The 13,481-nt window shown below is 71.5% G+C and carries 13 protein-coding genes; 9 read left to right on the top strand and 4 right to left on the bottom strand.

Translation table 11 applies throughout. The features are described from left to right. From ACWCPY_RS06605 to ACWCPY_RS06580, 6 genes are all read left to right on the top strand, one after another. Entirely contained in the window at positions 1–1,278 is a 1,278-nt protein-coding gene (locus ACWCPY_RS06605; protein ID WP_451263236.1) for an amidohydrolase family protein, read from the top strand. Then, positions 1,278–2,507 (top strand): amidohydrolase family protein, encoded by a 1,230-nt coding sequence (locus ACWCPY_RS06600; protein WP_451263235.1) that lies wholly within the window; start codon positions 1,278–1,280, stop codon positions 2,505–2,507. The genes ACWCPY_RS06605 and ACWCPY_RS06600 overlap by 1 nt, the downstream gene beginning before the upstream one ends. A 25-nt stretch (positions 2,508–2,532) precedes the next feature. Next, the gene (locus tag ACWCPY_RS06595) at positions 2,533–3,246 is read left to right on the top strand and encodes a VIT1/CCC1 transporter family protein (protein ID WP_451263234.1); all 714 of its coding nucleotides are present in this window, start codon (positions 2,533–2,535) and stop codon (positions 3,244–3,246) included. A 128-nt stretch (positions 3,247–3,374) separates the two neighbouring features. Then, positions 3,375–4,250 (top strand): sterol desaturase family protein, encoded by an 876-nt coding sequence (locus ACWCPY_RS06590; protein ID WP_451263233.1) that lies wholly within the window; start codon positions 3,375–3,377, stop codon positions 4,248–4,250. Next, positions 4,247–4,936, top strand: a complete 690-nt coding sequence (locus ACWCPY_RS06585) for a lysoplasmalogenase (RefSeq protein ID WP_451263231.1) — start codon at positions 4,247–4,249, stop codon at positions 4,934–4,936. The genes ACWCPY_RS06590 and ACWCPY_RS06585 overlap by 4 nt, the downstream gene beginning before the upstream one ends. A 21-nt stretch (positions 4,937–4,957) precedes the next feature. Beyond that, complete coding sequence (locus ACWCPY_RS06580; protein ID WP_451263230.1) at positions 4,958–6,001, top strand: zinc-dependent alcohol dehydrogenase family protein; 1,044 nt, start codon at positions 4,958–4,960, stop codon at positions 5,999–6,001. On the opposite strand, the gene ACWCPY_RS06575 is transcribed toward ACWCPY_RS06580, so the two are convergent. Together ACWCPY_RS06575 and ACWCPY_RS06570 are read right to left on the bottom strand one after the other, a co-directional pair. After that, on the bottom strand, positions 5,991–7,424 hold the full coding sequence (locus tag ACWCPY_RS06575) for a CoA transferase (protein ID WP_451263229.1): 1,434 nt from the start codon (positions 7,422–7,424) through the stop codon (positions 5,991–5,993). The two genes, ACWCPY_RS06580 and ACWCPY_RS06575, sit on opposite strands and share 11 nt — an antisense overlap. An 82-nt stretch (positions 7,425–7,506) precedes the next feature. After that, positions 7,507–9,042: a S8 family peptidase gene (locus ACWCPY_RS06570; RefSeq protein ID WP_451263228.1), complete on the bottom strand. Its 1,536-nt coding sequence runs from the start codon at positions 9,040–9,042 to the stop codon at positions 7,507–7,509. A 289-nt stretch (positions 9,043–9,331) separates the two neighbouring features. Here ACWCPY_RS06570 and ACWCPY_RS06565 point away from each other — a divergent pair, with 289 nt between their 5' ends. The 3 genes from ACWCPY_RS06565 to moaA all read left to right on the top strand — a co-directional run bounded on the left by ACWCPY_RS06565 (position 9,332) and on the right by moaA (position 12,517). Further along, a complete protein-coding gene (locus ACWCPY_RS06565) occupies positions 9,332–9,703 on the top strand; it encodes a DUF485 domain-containing protein (RefSeq protein WP_451263227.1) in 372 nt (123 codons plus the stop codon). After that, complete coding sequence (locus ACWCPY_RS06560) at positions 9,700–11,340, top strand: solute symporter family protein (RefSeq protein ID WP_451263226.1); 1,641 nt, start codon at positions 9,700–9,702, stop codon at positions 11,338–11,340. Before ACWCPY_RS06565 ends, ACWCPY_RS06560 begins: the two co-directional genes overlap by 4 nt. 187 nt (positions 11,341–11,527) lie before the next feature. Beyond that, positions 11,528–12,517, top strand: coding sequence for a GTP 3',8-cyclase MoaA (gene moaA / locus ACWCPY_RS06555; protein WP_451263225.1), 990 nt, complete (start codon positions 11,528–11,530; stop codon positions 12,515–12,517). Between the two features lie 59 nt (positions 12,518–12,576). On the opposite strand, the gene ACWCPY_RS06550 is transcribed toward moaA, so the two are convergent. Both ACWCPY_RS06550 and ACWCPY_RS06545 read right to left on the bottom strand, forming a co-directional pair. After that, complete coding sequence (locus ACWCPY_RS06550; protein ID WP_451263224.1) at positions 12,577–12,828, bottom strand: hypothetical protein; 252 nt, start codon at positions 12,826–12,828, stop codon at positions 12,577–12,579. Positions 12,829–13,066: 238 nt separating this feature from the next. Next, positions 13,067–13,432, bottom strand: a complete 366-nt coding sequence (locus ACWCPY_RS06545) for a DUF3099 domain-containing protein (protein WP_451263222.1) — start codon at positions 13,430–13,432, stop codon at positions 13,067–13,069. Between the last annotated feature and the right edge of the window lie 49 nt (positions 13,433–13,481).

Raw genomic sequence — 13,481 nt, 5'->3', positions numbered from 1 at the left:
ATGACCGACGACCCGTACCTGATCATCTCCTCCGACTGCCACGCCGGGCTGCCCACGGAGGAGTACCGGCCCTACCTCGATTCCCGCTTCCACCGGGACTTCGACGACTTCCTCGCCGGGCGCGACCGCCGCCGCGAGGAGATGACCCGACTCGGCGTACGCAACGAGGCCTTCGCCGACAAGTGGTTCCACGACAACGAGGAAGGCCTGAAAGGGGGTTGGGACGCCGCCCGGCGCCTGAAGGAACTGGACGGCGACGGGGTGGCGGCCGAGGTCGTCTTCCCGGACGCGGACGCCGTCGACAGCCGGACCGCCGCCCCGTTCGGCGTGGGCCTCGGGCTCTCCGGCGATCAGGACCCCGAACTCGGCATGGCGGGCGCGCAGGCACACAACCGCTGGCTCGCCGACTTCGTCTCGCAGAACCCCGAACGCCACTGCGGGGTCGCCCTGTTGCCCGTCACCGGGGAGGTCGACCGGGTCGTCGCGGAGATCCACCGGGCCAAGGAGTCCGGACTCGGCGCGCTCATGATCCCCTCCATGTGGGTGGACAAGGCCCCGTACCACGACCGCCGTTACGACCCCGTGTGGGCGGCCGCCGCCGAGACGGCGATGCCGGTGGTCACGCACTCCGGGGCGGCCCCGCGCCACGAGTACGGCGACCACCTCGGGATCTACGTCTCCGAGGTCACCTGGTGGCCCTCCCGCCCGCTCTGGTTCCTGCTCTGGTCGGGCGCCTTCGAACGCCATCCCGGACTGAGGTTCGGTGTCGCCGAGTCCGGCTGCTGGTGGCTGCCGAACCTCCTCTGGTTCATGGACCGGCTCTACCTCGGCGCCCACGGCGGCAAGAAGCTCTCCCCGTTCGCCGAACTGAGGCGGCCCCCGCACGAGTACCTCGACCGTCAGGTCTTCATCTGCGCCACCAACACCAAACGCCGCGAACTCGCCCAGCGGTACGAGATCGGCGTCGACAACATCCTGTGGGGCAGCGACTTCCCGCACCCCGAAGGCACCTGGCCGAACACCGCCCAGTGGCTGCGCGACACCTTCCACGACATCCCCGTCGCCGAGACCCGCCGCATGCTGGGCCTCGCCGCGGCCGAGGTCTTCGGCTTCGACACGGCGAAGCTCGCCCCGGTCGCCGAGCGCATCGGCCCCACCCCCGAGGACCTCGGCCAGAGTGCCGACCAGGCGGCGGTCGAGGCGTCCTGGGCCAGGTCGCGCGAAGCGGGCCGGCACTGGCTGACCGGCCACGACTTCCCGGTCCTGGGGGTCGGCTGATGCCCTGCGAGCGCTACACCGTCATCTCCGCCGACTGCCATGCCGGCGCCGACCTCCTGGACTACAGGCCCTACCTGGAGTCGAAGCACCACGAGGACTTCGACGCCTGGGCGGCGGCCTACGTCAACCCGTACGAGGACCTGGTCGCCGACACCGCCGACCGCAACTGGAACTCGGAGCGCCGCCTCGCCGAACTGGAGGCGGACGGCATCGTCGCGGAGGTCGTCTTCCCCAACACCATCCCGCCCTTCTTCCCCTCCGCCTCCCTGATGGCCCCCGCCCCGTCGCGGACGGAGTACGAACAGCGCTGGGCGGGCCTGCGCGCCCACAACCGCTGGCTCGCCGACTTCTGCGCGCAGGCACCGGGCCGGCGCGCGGGCGTCGCGCAGATCCTCCTCAACGACCCGGCGGAAGCGGTCCGCGAGGTCCGCCGCACCAGGGCCGCGGGTCTCACCGGCGGCGTCCTGCTGCCCGGCGCACCGCCCGGCTCCGGTGTTCCCGAGCTGTACTCGCGGGCGTACGACCCGCTGTGGGCGGTCTGCGAGGAGCTGGACGTGCCCGTGAACCACCACGGCGGCTCGGCCTCCCCGCCGCTCGGCGACGAACCGGCGGCCCGTGCCGTCTTCATGGTGGAGACGACCTGGTTCTCCCACCGGGCGCTGTGGCACCTGGTGTTCGGCGGGGCGTTCCGCCGCCACCCCGGACTGAAACTGGTCCTCACCGAACAGGGCTCCGGCTGGATCCCGGGCGTCGTCGAGATGCTCGACTACTACCACGGCCGCCTGGTCGCGGCGGCGAACCGGGCAGCCACCGCCGAATCCAGGTTCGGCGCGGGGCTCGCCGCCTCGATGGGCGCGAGCCCCAGCGAGGTCTGGCGCGACAACTGCTACGTGGGCGCCAGCTTCATGCGCCCCCACGAGGTGCCGCTGCGCGACCGGATCGGCCTCGACAAGATCATGTGGGGCAGCGACTACCCGCACGACGAGGGCACCGCCCCGTACTCACGCGAGGGCCTGCGGATCGCGTACGCGGGCGTGGCGCCCGAGGAGATCGCGGCGATGACCGGTGGCAACGCGGCCCGCGTCTACGGCTTCGACCTGCCGGCGCTCGACCGTATCGCCGCGGAGGTCGGCCCGACGGTCGAGGAGATCGCCGAGCCGCTGAAGGAGGTCCCGCCCGACGCGACCAGCCCCGCCTTCGCACCGGGCGGGTCGGTCCGCGTCTGGTGACCGTGCGGAGTGGGACCATCCCCGGATGACGGAAATCCGGACGCACGACGAACCGCACGGAAACGGCCTCGGCGCACGGCTGAACTGGCTGCGCGCCGCGGTCCTCGGCGCCAATGACGGCGTGGTCTCCACCGCGGGCCTGGTCGTCGGGGTGGCCGGCGCCACCGACGACCGCGGTGCCCTGCTCACGGCGGGCCTGGCCGGGCTGCTGGCCGGTTCCATGTCGATGGCCGCGGGCGAGTACGTCTCGGTCTCCACCCAGCGCGATTCGGAGCGGGCCGCCCTCGCGACGGAGAAACGGGAGCTGAAGGAGGCCCCGGAGGCGGAGCTCGAAGAGCTGACCGGCCTGCTGGAGGGCAAGGGGCTGAGCCGGGAGGTCGCCCGGGAGGCCGCCCTCCAGCTCACCGAACGCGATGCGCTGCGCGCCCACGCGGAGGTCGAGCTGGGCATCGACCCGGACGAGCTGACGAACCCGTGGCACGCCGCGGGCGCGAGCTTCCTGGCCTTCACGGTGGGCGCGCTGCTGCCGTTGCTGGCGATCGTGCTGCCGCCCTCGTCGGTGCGGCTCCTGGTGACCGTCCTGTCGGTACTTGCGGCGCTGGCCCTCACCGGCTGGTGGAGCGCCCGGCTGGGCGAGGCGAGGGTGGGGCCGGCGGTGCTGCGGAACATGGCCGGTGGAGCGCTGGCGATGGCGGTCACCTACGGGGCGGGGGAGTTGCTGGGGGCGGTGGGGGTGTAGGGGTGGGGGGTAGGGGTGGTGCGCGCCGCGTTTGGCAGAAGTCACCAAAGACTGCTGACACCGCGTCTCGCATACTTGTTGGTAACTACGTCTAGTCCCGGGCCGACCTGCGGCTCTACGGTGCAGGCATGCCGACGAACCTGCCCGATGTAGTGCTCTGGTCCATACCGGCCTTCGTCCTGCTCACCGTTCTGGAAATGGCCCTCCACCACTTCCACCCCGACGAGGACGCCGCCGGGTACGAGGCGAAGGACGCCGTCACCAGCATCACCATGGGGCTGGGCAGCCTGGTCTTCGACCTGCTGTGGAAAGTGCCCATCGTCGCGATCTACACCGCGGTCTACGAACTGACCCCGCTCCGCGTCCCCGTCCTGTGGTGGACCATCCTGCTGATGCTGCTCGCCCAGGACTTCTTCTACTACTGGTCCCACCGCGGTCACCACGTCATCCGGATCCTCTGGGCCTGCCACGTGGTCCACCACTCCAGCCGGAAGTTCAACCTCTCCACCGCGCTGCGCCAGCCCTGGACCTCGCTGACCGTCTGGCCGTTCTACCTGCCGATGATCGCGTGCGGGGTCCATCCGGCCGCGCTCGCCTTCTGCTCGTCGGCGAACCTCGTCTACCAGTTCTGGGTGCACACGGAGCGCATCGACAAGCTCCCCCGGCCCTTCGAGTACGTACTGAACACGCCCTCCCACCACCGGGTGCACCACGCCTCGCAGGGCGGCTACCTGGACCGGAACTTCGGCGGCATCCTGATCCTGTGGGACCGGCTCTTCGGGTCCTTCACCGCCGAGACCGAGCGGCCCGTGTTCGGGCTCACCAAGAACATCGACACCTTCAACCCGCTGCGTGTCGCCACCCACGAGTACGCCGCCATCGCCCGAGACGTGCGCTCGGCGGACAGCTGGAGCGAGCGGGCCGGGCGGATCTTCCGCGGGCCCGGCTGGCAGCCGGCCGCTCGCCGGGCCGTCCGCACGGCCGCCCCGGAGCACACCGGATGAGCGCCGGCACCGCCCCGGACCTGCGGGAACGTCTCGTACGCCCGCTGTTCACCGCCTTCCTTGTGGCCTCGGCCGTCGACCTCGTCGGCCTGCTCGCCGATGTCCAGGCCGCCCACCACGTCGCCAAGCCCCTGCTGATGCCGCTGCTGGCCGGGTACGCCGCCGCCCGGCGCGGGCCCCGGCTGCTCATCGCGGCGCTGCTGTTCGGCTGGGGCGGCGACACGTTCCTGCTGGGCGACGCCGACGCCGCCTTCCTCATCGGGATGGGCTCCTTCGCCGCGGGGCACGTCTGCTACCTGTGGTACTTCGGGCGGGTCCGCGGCTCGGTCCCTGCCGGGCTCGTCTACGCCGTCGTCCTGACCACCTTCGTCGCCCTGCTCTGGCCCGGACTGCCCGCGGACCTGCGGATCCCGATGGCCGGCTACAGCCTGCTGCTCACGGCGATGGCGTACCGCGCGGGCACCCTCGGCCGGTACGCGGCCACCGGCGGGGCGCTCTTCCTGCTCTCCGACGCGCTGATCGCCACCGGCATCGCGGACTGGCCGCAGCTGCCCGCGCCCGACTTCTGGGTGATGCTCACCTACATCGGGGCGCAGTTCCTGCTGACCGTCGGAATCCTCGCACCGGGACCGAAATGGGCTGGTGTGGACCCCGGGGCGTACCGTGAACGGATTACCGGCATCTGAGAACTGCAAGGACCCCCACGCATGCGCGCCACCGTCATCCACGCCCCCCACGACATACGCGTGCAGGAGGTTCCCGACCCGTCCGTCCAGCAGCCCACCGATGTGGTGCTGCGGGTCCTGCGGGCCTGCATCTGCGGCAGCGACCTGTGGGCGTACCGCGGGGAATCCGCCCGCGAGCCCGGTCAGCGCATCGGGCACGAGTTCCTCGGGATCGTCGAGGAGGCGGGTTCCGAGGTGGCCGGCTTCGCCGTCGGTGACCTCGTCGTCGCCCCGTTCGTCTGGTCCGACGGCACCTGTGCCTACTGCGCCGAGGGGCTGACGACCTCCTGCCCGCAGGGCGGCTTCTGGGGCTCGGCCGGTTCCGACGGCGGGCAGGGCGAGGCCGTGCGCGTCCCGTTCGCCGACGGCACGCTGATCAAGCTGCCCGCCGCCGCGGCCGCCGACGACCACCTGCTCACCGCGCTCCTGGCCCTGTCCGACGTGCTCGGCACCGGACACCACGCCGCCGTCGGCGCGGGCGTGAGGCCCGGTTCCACGGTCGCGGTCGTCGGTGACGGGGCGGTCGGACTGTGCGGCGTCATGGCCGCCAAGAGGCTCGGCGCCGAGCGGATCATCGCGCTCGGCCGCCACCGGGCGCGCACCGACATCGCCCGCGCCTTCGGTGCCACGGACGTCGTCGCCGAACGCGGCGAGGCGGCCGTCGAGACCGTACGGGACCTGCTCGGCGGCGAGGGCGCGCACGCCGTGATCGAGGCCGTGGGCACCGAGCAGTCGATGCGCACCGCCGTCGGGATCACCCGCGACGGCGGCTCCATCGGCTACGTCGGCGTGCCGCACGGCAGCGGCACCGGCCTGGACCTCGGCGTCATGTTCGACCGGAACATCGCGCTGCGCGGCGGCGTCGCCCCCGTGCGCACTTACATCCCGGAACTGCTGCCCGACATCCTGTCCGGCACGATCGACCCCTCGCCCGTCTTCGACCTGACCGTCGGCCTCGACGACGTCCCGGCCGGATACAAGGCGATGGACGCGCGCACCGCGCTGAAGGTGCTCATCAAGCCGTGAGCCAGGCGGCCGCGTCCGCCCCCAGCGGGCCGGGCGGGCGCGACCAGTCGGCGGGCGAACCCTCGAAGGCGACCGGTGGCACCGCGTGCCGCAGCTGGCCCAGCGGGCTGTCCGTCTCCGTGAGCCACTTCTCCGGGGCGTACGAGCCTTCGGCGCCGGTTCCGGTGCCGGTGCCGGGTTCCCGCCGGGCGGGCAGCTCGTCGAGCAGCCAGGAGGCGGTACGGGCCAGCGAGAGTGTCGCCGCCCGGGAGCCGCCCTCGTCGTGCTGCTCGGTCAGCGCCCGCAGCACGGCGGCGGCCAGCAGATAGCCGGTGCCGTGGTCGAGCGCCTGGGCGGGCAGCGCACCGGGCGGGCCCCCGGGCCCGGCGCCGGCCTCGACCGACGCGATGCCGGTGGCCACCTGGACCAGGCTGTCGAAGCCGCGCCGCCCGGCCCACGGACCGTGCCCCCAGGCCGAGAGCCGCGCGATCACCAGCCCCGGCCTGCGCGCGGCCAGGGACTCGGGGGTCAGCCCGAACCGCTCGAACGCCCCGGGCCGGTAGCCGATGACGACCACGTCCGCGTCGGCCAGCAGCCGGTCGAACGCGGCCGCCCCCGAACGGCCGGAAAGATCCAGGTCCACCGACCGCTTCCCGAAACCGGTGTCGCTGTGCGCGTCCGGGCTCTCCGGGAGTTGGGGGGCGTCGATCCTCAGCACGTCCGCGCCGAGCAGCGCGAGCGTGCGGGTGGCGACCGGCCCGGCGATCACCCGGGTGAGGTCGAGCACCCGCACCCCGGCGGCGGGCAGCAGCGGTCCACCGGTGAGCGGCGCCATCCGGCGCACCGGCGCGTCGTCGATGCGTCCCCGGGCCACCAGCGGCGTGCCCGCGACCGCGGTGCCCCGCGGGTCGGCCGCCCACTGACCGGGCGTACGGGCGGCCACGGCCAGGCCGCCCGCCTCGTACACCGTCCGCTCGATCTCGTCGCTCCGGCGCCCGGCGAACGAGGCGGCGACGGCGTCCACGGCGATGTCGTCCGGGGTCCTCGGGGACAGGCCCAGCGTGGCGAGCAACCGGGCCCGGTGGTGCGGGTAGTTGGCGTGCGTCCGGACCCAGCCGTCCGCGGTGCGCCAGAACCGTGACAGCGGGGCGAAGTTGGCCGGCGCGCGCCCGTCGATCCGCAGATGGTGCTCGCTGGTGAACGCCGTGGCCACCGCGCCCTCGTCGACCCGGACCCGGGGCACCGGGCCCGCGGTACGGCGCGCGGCCAGCTCGGCGGCGGCCAGCGAGCAGACCGCGACGGCGGAACGGGCCAGCTCCATGACGGGCAGCCGGGCGGGGAGCAGCGTGCCGGGGCCGTCCGTCGTGATGTGCGCGAGAAGCGCGGGATCACCGCCGAGCGCCGCCCAGGCCTGCTCCGTACCGGACTTCGGTGCATGAGTCATCCACACACTATGGCACTGAGTGCCACCAGGCGGGAGGGGCTCCGCCCCCTCGAAGTCCCTCCCGCCGCGAGCCGCGTTCTTGCTACCAGCGGACCGCGTTCAGCGCGTTCACCACACCCGCACCGTAGAAGCCGTTGCGGTTCTTGCCGCCCTCGCAGACGGCGTCGATCTTGCCGTCGTTGTCGATGTCGTACGGGGCACCGCACGCCGTGGCGTCGGCCTCGGCGAGCAGCAGCGCCTTCACCGCGGCCGCCGAGGCGTGCGGGTGCGTCGACTTGATCAGGGCCGCGACACCCGCGACATGCGGGGAGGCCATCGACGTACCGGCCTTGTAGCCGTACTTGCCGTCAGGCAGCGTGGACAGGATCAGGCCGCTGGTGGCCGGCGGGGCGGGCGTCTGGTAGACCGTGGAGTCGCCGCCCGGGGCCGCGACGTCGATGACGCCGTTCCCGTAGTTCGAGTACGAGGCCTTCAGGCCCTTGGCGCCGGTCGCGGAGACCGTCACGACGCCCGGCAGCTGCGCCGGGATGTCGAGGCACTTGCTCGGGTCGATCGTCCGGGTGACGGCCGAGGTGTCGTTCGGGCTGGTGGTGTCCTCGATCGCGTCGGAGGCCAGGTCGAAGCTGCTGTTGCCGGCCGAGGCGATGTTGACCGTGCCCTTGCTCTCCGCGTACCGCGTGGCGCGCGCGACGGCCTCGGCCAGGGCGCTCTGGTCCGGGTCGTTCTTGCAGTTGAACATCCACGGGTCGGTGTAATAGCTGTTGTTGGTGACATCGACACCGTGCTCGGCGGCCCAGACGAAGCCGCAGACGATCGACTCGGTGTAGAAGAAGCCGTCCGGGTTCGCCACCTTGATGCCGGCGACCTTGACGCCCGGCGCGACCCCGGTGACGCCGACGCCGTTCTTCGCGGCGGCGATGGTGCCCGCGACATGCGTGCCGTGGTTGCTCTCGGTGGGCGCCGAACGCCAGGCGCCGTCCGTGGTGTCCGGCGCTCCGGATACGCAGCTCGCCGACGCCGCGCGGTCGAAGTTCGGCGCCAGGTCGGGGTGGGTGTCGTCGACACCCGTGTCGATGACCGCGACCGTGACCTTGCGGCTGCCCAGCGTCTTCTTGTGCGCCTGGTCCGCCTTGATGGCGGGCAGATCCCACTGCAGGGGCTCCATCGGATCCTGGTCGCCCGTCGCCTCCGTCGCCGCGGCCTTCGCCTGCGCGGCGGTGAGCGGCTGCTCGACCCCGGTGTCCGTGGTGGCCTGGGGAACGATGGGGTTGGTGCGGGTGGCCCCCGCCGAATCGACACCCTTGACCCTGCGGACCGTCTTCGCGAAGTCCGGGTTCTGCGAGTGGGCGACGATGACGCCGATCTGCTCGTAGGCGACCACCACCGTGCCGCCGGCCTCGGCTATCGCCTTCTTCACCTGCTTGACGGTCCCATGACCGCCCCGCGTGTTGACCACGTAGGAGAGCTTCGGTCCGTCCGTCGACACCGCTGCCGTGGGCTGCGCGTCCACGGGTGCGGCAGAGGCGGCACCCGTCGGCAGGAAGCCGAGCGAGGCCGTGAGGGCCAATCCGACGGGCAACGTGAGTGCGCGCGTCCGTCTGGATCCCAGATGAGCCATGGGGTCTCCACATCATCCGTACCGGTCGACCGGACACGGGCGTGCCCGGTCGCGTACATGACCAGTGAAGTTATCGCTGATCATCCCCGCTGATCAATGAGTTCGCAGCCCCGGATTGGGCCGGACGGGCACGAAACGGCACCCGGGAGAAGTACGCGGCGGCGGTGAACCGCTCTGCCGCGCTCTCCGTGCCGTTGTCGGGGGAGGTGCACCGACAACCCGGTACCGAGCCCTCCCCGCGCGATCCACCGTCACCCACACCACCGCACCCGCGTCGCGAGGAGATTCCGTGACTACCGATGCACCGCCGCCCGAGGCCAGTACGGACACCCGCCCTGCCCGGCCCCAGCCCACGACCGAGGCCTTCACCGCGGTGCAGGAGAGCGCGGAGTTCGGCGAACTGCGCCGCTCGTACCGTTCGTTCGCCTTCCCGCTGACCATCGCGTTCGTCCTCTGGTACCTGCTCTACGTGCTGCTGTCCAACTACGCGGGCGGCTTCATGGGCACCAAGGTGTACGGCAACATCAACGTGGCCTTCGTGTTCGGCCTCGCCCAGTTCGTCACCACCTTCCTCATCGCCTGGTTCTACTCCCGGCACGCGGCCGCGAAGCTCGACCCGAAGGCCGAGGCCATCAAGACCCGTATGGAGGCCGACGCATGAGCGCCGCGTACCACTCGCACCCCGTCCTCCAGCTGGCCGCCTCCTCGACCACCGAGCACCGGCCGCTGATCATCACGCTCTTCGCCGTGTTCGTCGCCGCGACCCTGGGCATCACCGTCTGGGCCGGACGGCAGACCCGCAGCGCCTCCGACTTCTACGCGGGAGGCCGCCAGTTCACCGCCTTCCAGAACGGGCTCGCGGTCTCCGGCGACTACATGTCCGCCGCGTCGTTCCTCGGCATCGCAGGGGCCATCGCCCTCTTCGGCTACGACGGCTTCCTGTACTCGATCGGCTTCCTCGTCGCCTGGCTCGTCGCCCTGCTGCTGGTCGCCGAACCACTGCGCAACTCCGGCCGCTACACCATGGGCGACGTCCTCGCCTACCGGATGCGCCAGCGCCCCGTCCGTACCGCCTCCGGCGTCTCCACCATCGTCGTCTCGATCTTCTACCTGCTGGCCCAGATGGCGGGCGCGGGCGTCCTGGTCTCGCTGCTCCTCGGCATCACCAGCGACGCGGGCAAGATCCTCATCGTCGCGCTGGTCGGCGTACTCATGATCGTGTACGTCACCATCGGCGGCATGAAGGGCACCACCTGGGTGCAGATGGTCAAGGCCGTACTGCTCATCGCCGGTGCCCTGTTGATGACCTTCCTGGTGCTGCTGAAGTTCGACTTCAACATCTCCGACCTGCTGGGCACGGCCGCCGAGAAGAGCGGCCACGGAGCGGCGTTCCTGGAGCCCGGCCTCAAGTACGGTGCCACCGGCACCTCGAAGCTGGACTTCCTCTCCCTCGGCATCGCCCTGGTCCTCGGCACCGCCGGCCTGCCGCACATCCTGATCCGCTTCTACACGGTGCCGACCGCCAAGGCCGCCCGTAAGTCCGTCAACTGGGCCATCGGCATCATCGGCGCCTTCTACCTGATGACGATCGCCCTCGGCTTCGGTGCCGCCGCCCTCATCGGTCCCGACGAGATCAAGGCGAAGAACCCGGCCGGCAACGCGGCAGCCCCGCAGCTCGCCGAATACCTCGGCGGGGTCGGCTCCACCGGCGGCGCGGTACTGCTCGCGGTGATCTCGGCGGTCGCCTTCGCCACCATTCTCGCCGTCGTCGCGGGGCTCACCCTCGCCTCCTCGTCCTCCTTCGCGCACGACATCTACGCCAACGTCATCCGCAAGGGGAAGGCCACCGAGAAGGAGGAGATGCGGGCCGCCCGCTGGGCCACCGTCCTCATCGGCGCGGTCGCGATCCTCCTGGGCGCCTTCGCCCGCGACATGAACGTCGCCGGGCTGGTGGCGCTCGCGTTCGCCGTCGCGGCCTCCGCCAACCTGCCGACCATCCTCTACAGCCTGTTCTGGAAGCGGTTCACCACCCAGGGCGCCCTGTGGTCGATCTACGGCGGTCTGGCGAGCTCGGTGATCCTGGTGCTGTTCTCACCGGTCGTCTCCGGCAACCCGAAGACGTCGATGTTCAAGGGCGTCGACTTCGCCTGGTTCCCCCTGGAGAACCCCGGCCTGATCTCCATCCCGCTGGGCTTCCTGCTCGGCTGGATCGGCTCCCTCCTCTCGAAGGAGACGCCGGACAAGGGCAAGTACGCCGAACTGGAGGTCAAGTCCCTCACCGGCGTAGGAGCGCACTGACCGGGCAGCACCCCGGGCTCCTGCTCCGTGGCCGTGTCGTAGGGTCCTACGACACGGCCACGCCGCTCCTCGTGCCAAACGGGCCCCGCCGATGTCACCGCTCTCGCGTAGTCTCGGAAGAGTCAGCCGGAAGGGCCGGCCGGAATACCGGACCCGGCACCGGGAAGCGTTCGGGGAGGGGGCCCACATGCTCATCGACACATACGACCGGGTCGCCACCGACCTGCGCGTCTCGCTGACCGACCGGTGCAATCTGCGGTGCACCTACTGCATGCCGGAAGAGGGCCTGCAATGGCTGGCCAAGCCCGACCTGCTCAGTGACGACGAGATCGTCCGGCTGATCCGCATCGCCGTCACCCGGCTCGGCATCACCGAGGTCCGCTTCACCGGCGGCGAGCCGCTGCTGCGCCCCGGGCTCGTCTCCGTCGTCGAGCGCTGCGCGGCCCTGAACCCCCGCCCCCGGATGTCGCTCACCACCAACGGCATCGGTCTGGAGCGCACCGCCGCCGCACTGGAGGCCGCCGGTCTCGACCGGGTCAATGTCTCGCTGGACACCCTGCGTCCCGAGGTCTTCAAGACCCTCACCCGCCGCGACCGCCACCACGACGTGCTGGCCGGCCTCGAAGCCGCCCGCGACGCCGGGCTCACCCCGGTCAAGGTCAACACCGTCCTGATGCCGGGGCTCAACGACGACGAGGCCCCCGAGCTGCTCGCCTGGGCCGTCGAGCACGGATACGAGCTCCGCTTCATCGAGCAGATGCCGCTCGACGCCCAGCACGGCTGGAAGCGCGACGGCATGATCACGGCGGGCGACATACTCCGGTCGCTGCGCACCCGCTTCACCCTCACCGAGGAGGGCGCCGGGAAGCGCGGCTCCGCCCCGGCCGAGCGCTGGATCGTCGACGGCGGACCCCACCGGGTCGGCGTCATCGCCTCCGTCACCCGCCCCTTCTGCCGGGCCTGCGACCGGACCAGACTCACCGCCGACGGCCAGGTCCGCACCTGCCTCTTCGCCCGCGAGGAGACCGATCTGCGCGGAGCCCTGCGTTCGGACGCGCCGGACGAGGAGATCGCCCGGATCTGGACGCTCGCGATGTGGGGCAAGAAGGCCGGATCGGGCCTGGACGACCCGTCCTTCCTCCAGCCCGACCGGCCGATGTCGGCGATCGGCGGCTAGGGTCTTCCGTTCGGATCAGGCCGGACCCCGCGAGCCCGGCATGATCCGGACGAGAGGCTCTAGAGGCGGTCCCGACCGCCGGACTCCCACTCCGCCAGCGTCACGACATCCTTGAGGAACCCCCGGACATCGAGGAACGAGGAGAGGTGCTCCCGGTGTTCCTCGCAGGCCAGCCAGGTCTTGCGGCGCTCCGGGGTGTGCAGCTTCGGGTTGTTCCAGGCGAGCACCCAAACGGCCTCGGCCCGGCAGCCCTTGGCGGAACAGATGGGTGCGGCGGCAGCGCTCTCGGTCGCGGATTCAGGGGAGTTCACGGACTCAACCCTAGATCCTCCCCTCGTGGGTCGGACCATGGCCCGACCGCATCCCGGCCGTAGAAAAAGCGACGCCGGGCAGCCACGGGGGGAGCTGCCCGGCGTCGGTCCGTCGCTCCGACGGGGGATGCGGAGCGCTTTCGAAGTATGTCACGCAGACCGGGGTGCGGTGCACCGTAACTTCATGATTGATCTGAGGTTTTCTTGAGGATCGGACGCGATGCGCACCCGGCCGGGCTCAGACCGATTCCCCGTCGCGGCGGACCCCGACACCCTCCGGACCGGCTTCCGCGGCACCGGCCAGGGGCGCGGCGTCGAGCGCCGGCCGCATCGGAGCCGGTACGAAGGTGGAAGGGAGCGAAGGGGCGTTCTCCCGGCCCGCGTTGGCGATGACCACCGCCACGTACGGCAGCAGCACCCCGAGCGCGAGCGCCACGATCGCGACATACCGCTCGACGTTCCACAGCACCGCGGCCAGGATCACCGACACCGTCCGCACGGACATCGAGATCACATAGCGCCGCTGCCTGCCGCGCACATCGTCCGCGAGTCCCTGCCGGGCCCCCGTGATCCGGAAGACCTCGCCGCCGCTCCGCTTCCGCATCACGTCTCCATCACCTTTCCCCCGGCGCCTGGAGGGCCGGGGGAACACC

Source organism: Streptomyces sp. NPDC002403 (assembly GCF_053593015.1).
This window is presented reverse-complemented; position numbering and strand designations above follow the sequence as displayed.

What these genes read in the sequence shown, in the direction of transcription:
- ACWCPY_RS06605 (WP_451263236.1), top strand. Translation starts at nt 1, where the DNA reads ATGACCGACGACCCGTACCTGATCATCTCCTCCGACTGCCACGCCGGG.
- ACWCPY_RS06570 (WP_451263228.1), bottom strand. Translation starts at nt 9,042, where the DNA reads ATGGCTCATCTGGGATCCAGACGGACGCGCGCACTCACGTTGCCCGTC.
- ACWCPY_RS06580 (WP_451263230.1), top strand. Translation starts at nt 4,958, where the DNA reads ATGCGCGCCACCGTCATCCACGCCCCCCACGACATACGCGTGCAGGAG.
- ACWCPY_RS06600 (WP_451263235.1), top strand. Translation starts at nt 1,278, where the DNA reads ATGCCCTGCGAGCGCTACACCGTCATCTCCGCCGACTGCCATGCCGGC.
- ACWCPY_RS06590 (WP_451263233.1), top strand. Translation starts at nt 3,375, where the DNA reads ATGCCGACGAACCTGCCCGATGTAGTGCTCTGGTCCATACCGGCCTTC.
- ACWCPY_RS06560 (WP_451263226.1), top strand. Translation starts at nt 9,700, where the DNA reads ATGAGCGCCGCGTACCACTCGCACCCCGTCCTCCAGCTGGCCGCCTCC.
- moaA (WP_451263225.1), top strand. Translation starts at nt 11,528, where the DNA reads ATGCTCATCGACACATACGACCGGGTCGCCACCGACCTGCGCGTCTCG.
- ACWCPY_RS06585 (WP_451263231.1), top strand. Translation starts at nt 4,247, where the DNA reads ATGAGCGCCGGCACCGCCCCGGACCTGCGGGAACGTCTCGTACGCCCG.
- ACWCPY_RS06575 (WP_451263229.1), bottom strand. Translation starts at nt 7,424, where the DNA reads ATGACTCATGCACCGAAGTCCGGTACGGAGCAGGCCTGGGCGGCGCTC.
- ACWCPY_RS06545 (WP_451263222.1), bottom strand. Translation starts at nt 13,432, where the DNA reads ATGCGGAAGCGGAGCGGCGGCGAGGTCTTCCGGATCACGGGGGCCCGG.
- ACWCPY_RS06595 (WP_451263234.1), top strand. Translation starts at nt 2,533, where the DNA reads ATGACGGAAATCCGGACGCACGACGAACCGCACGGAAACGGCCTCGGC.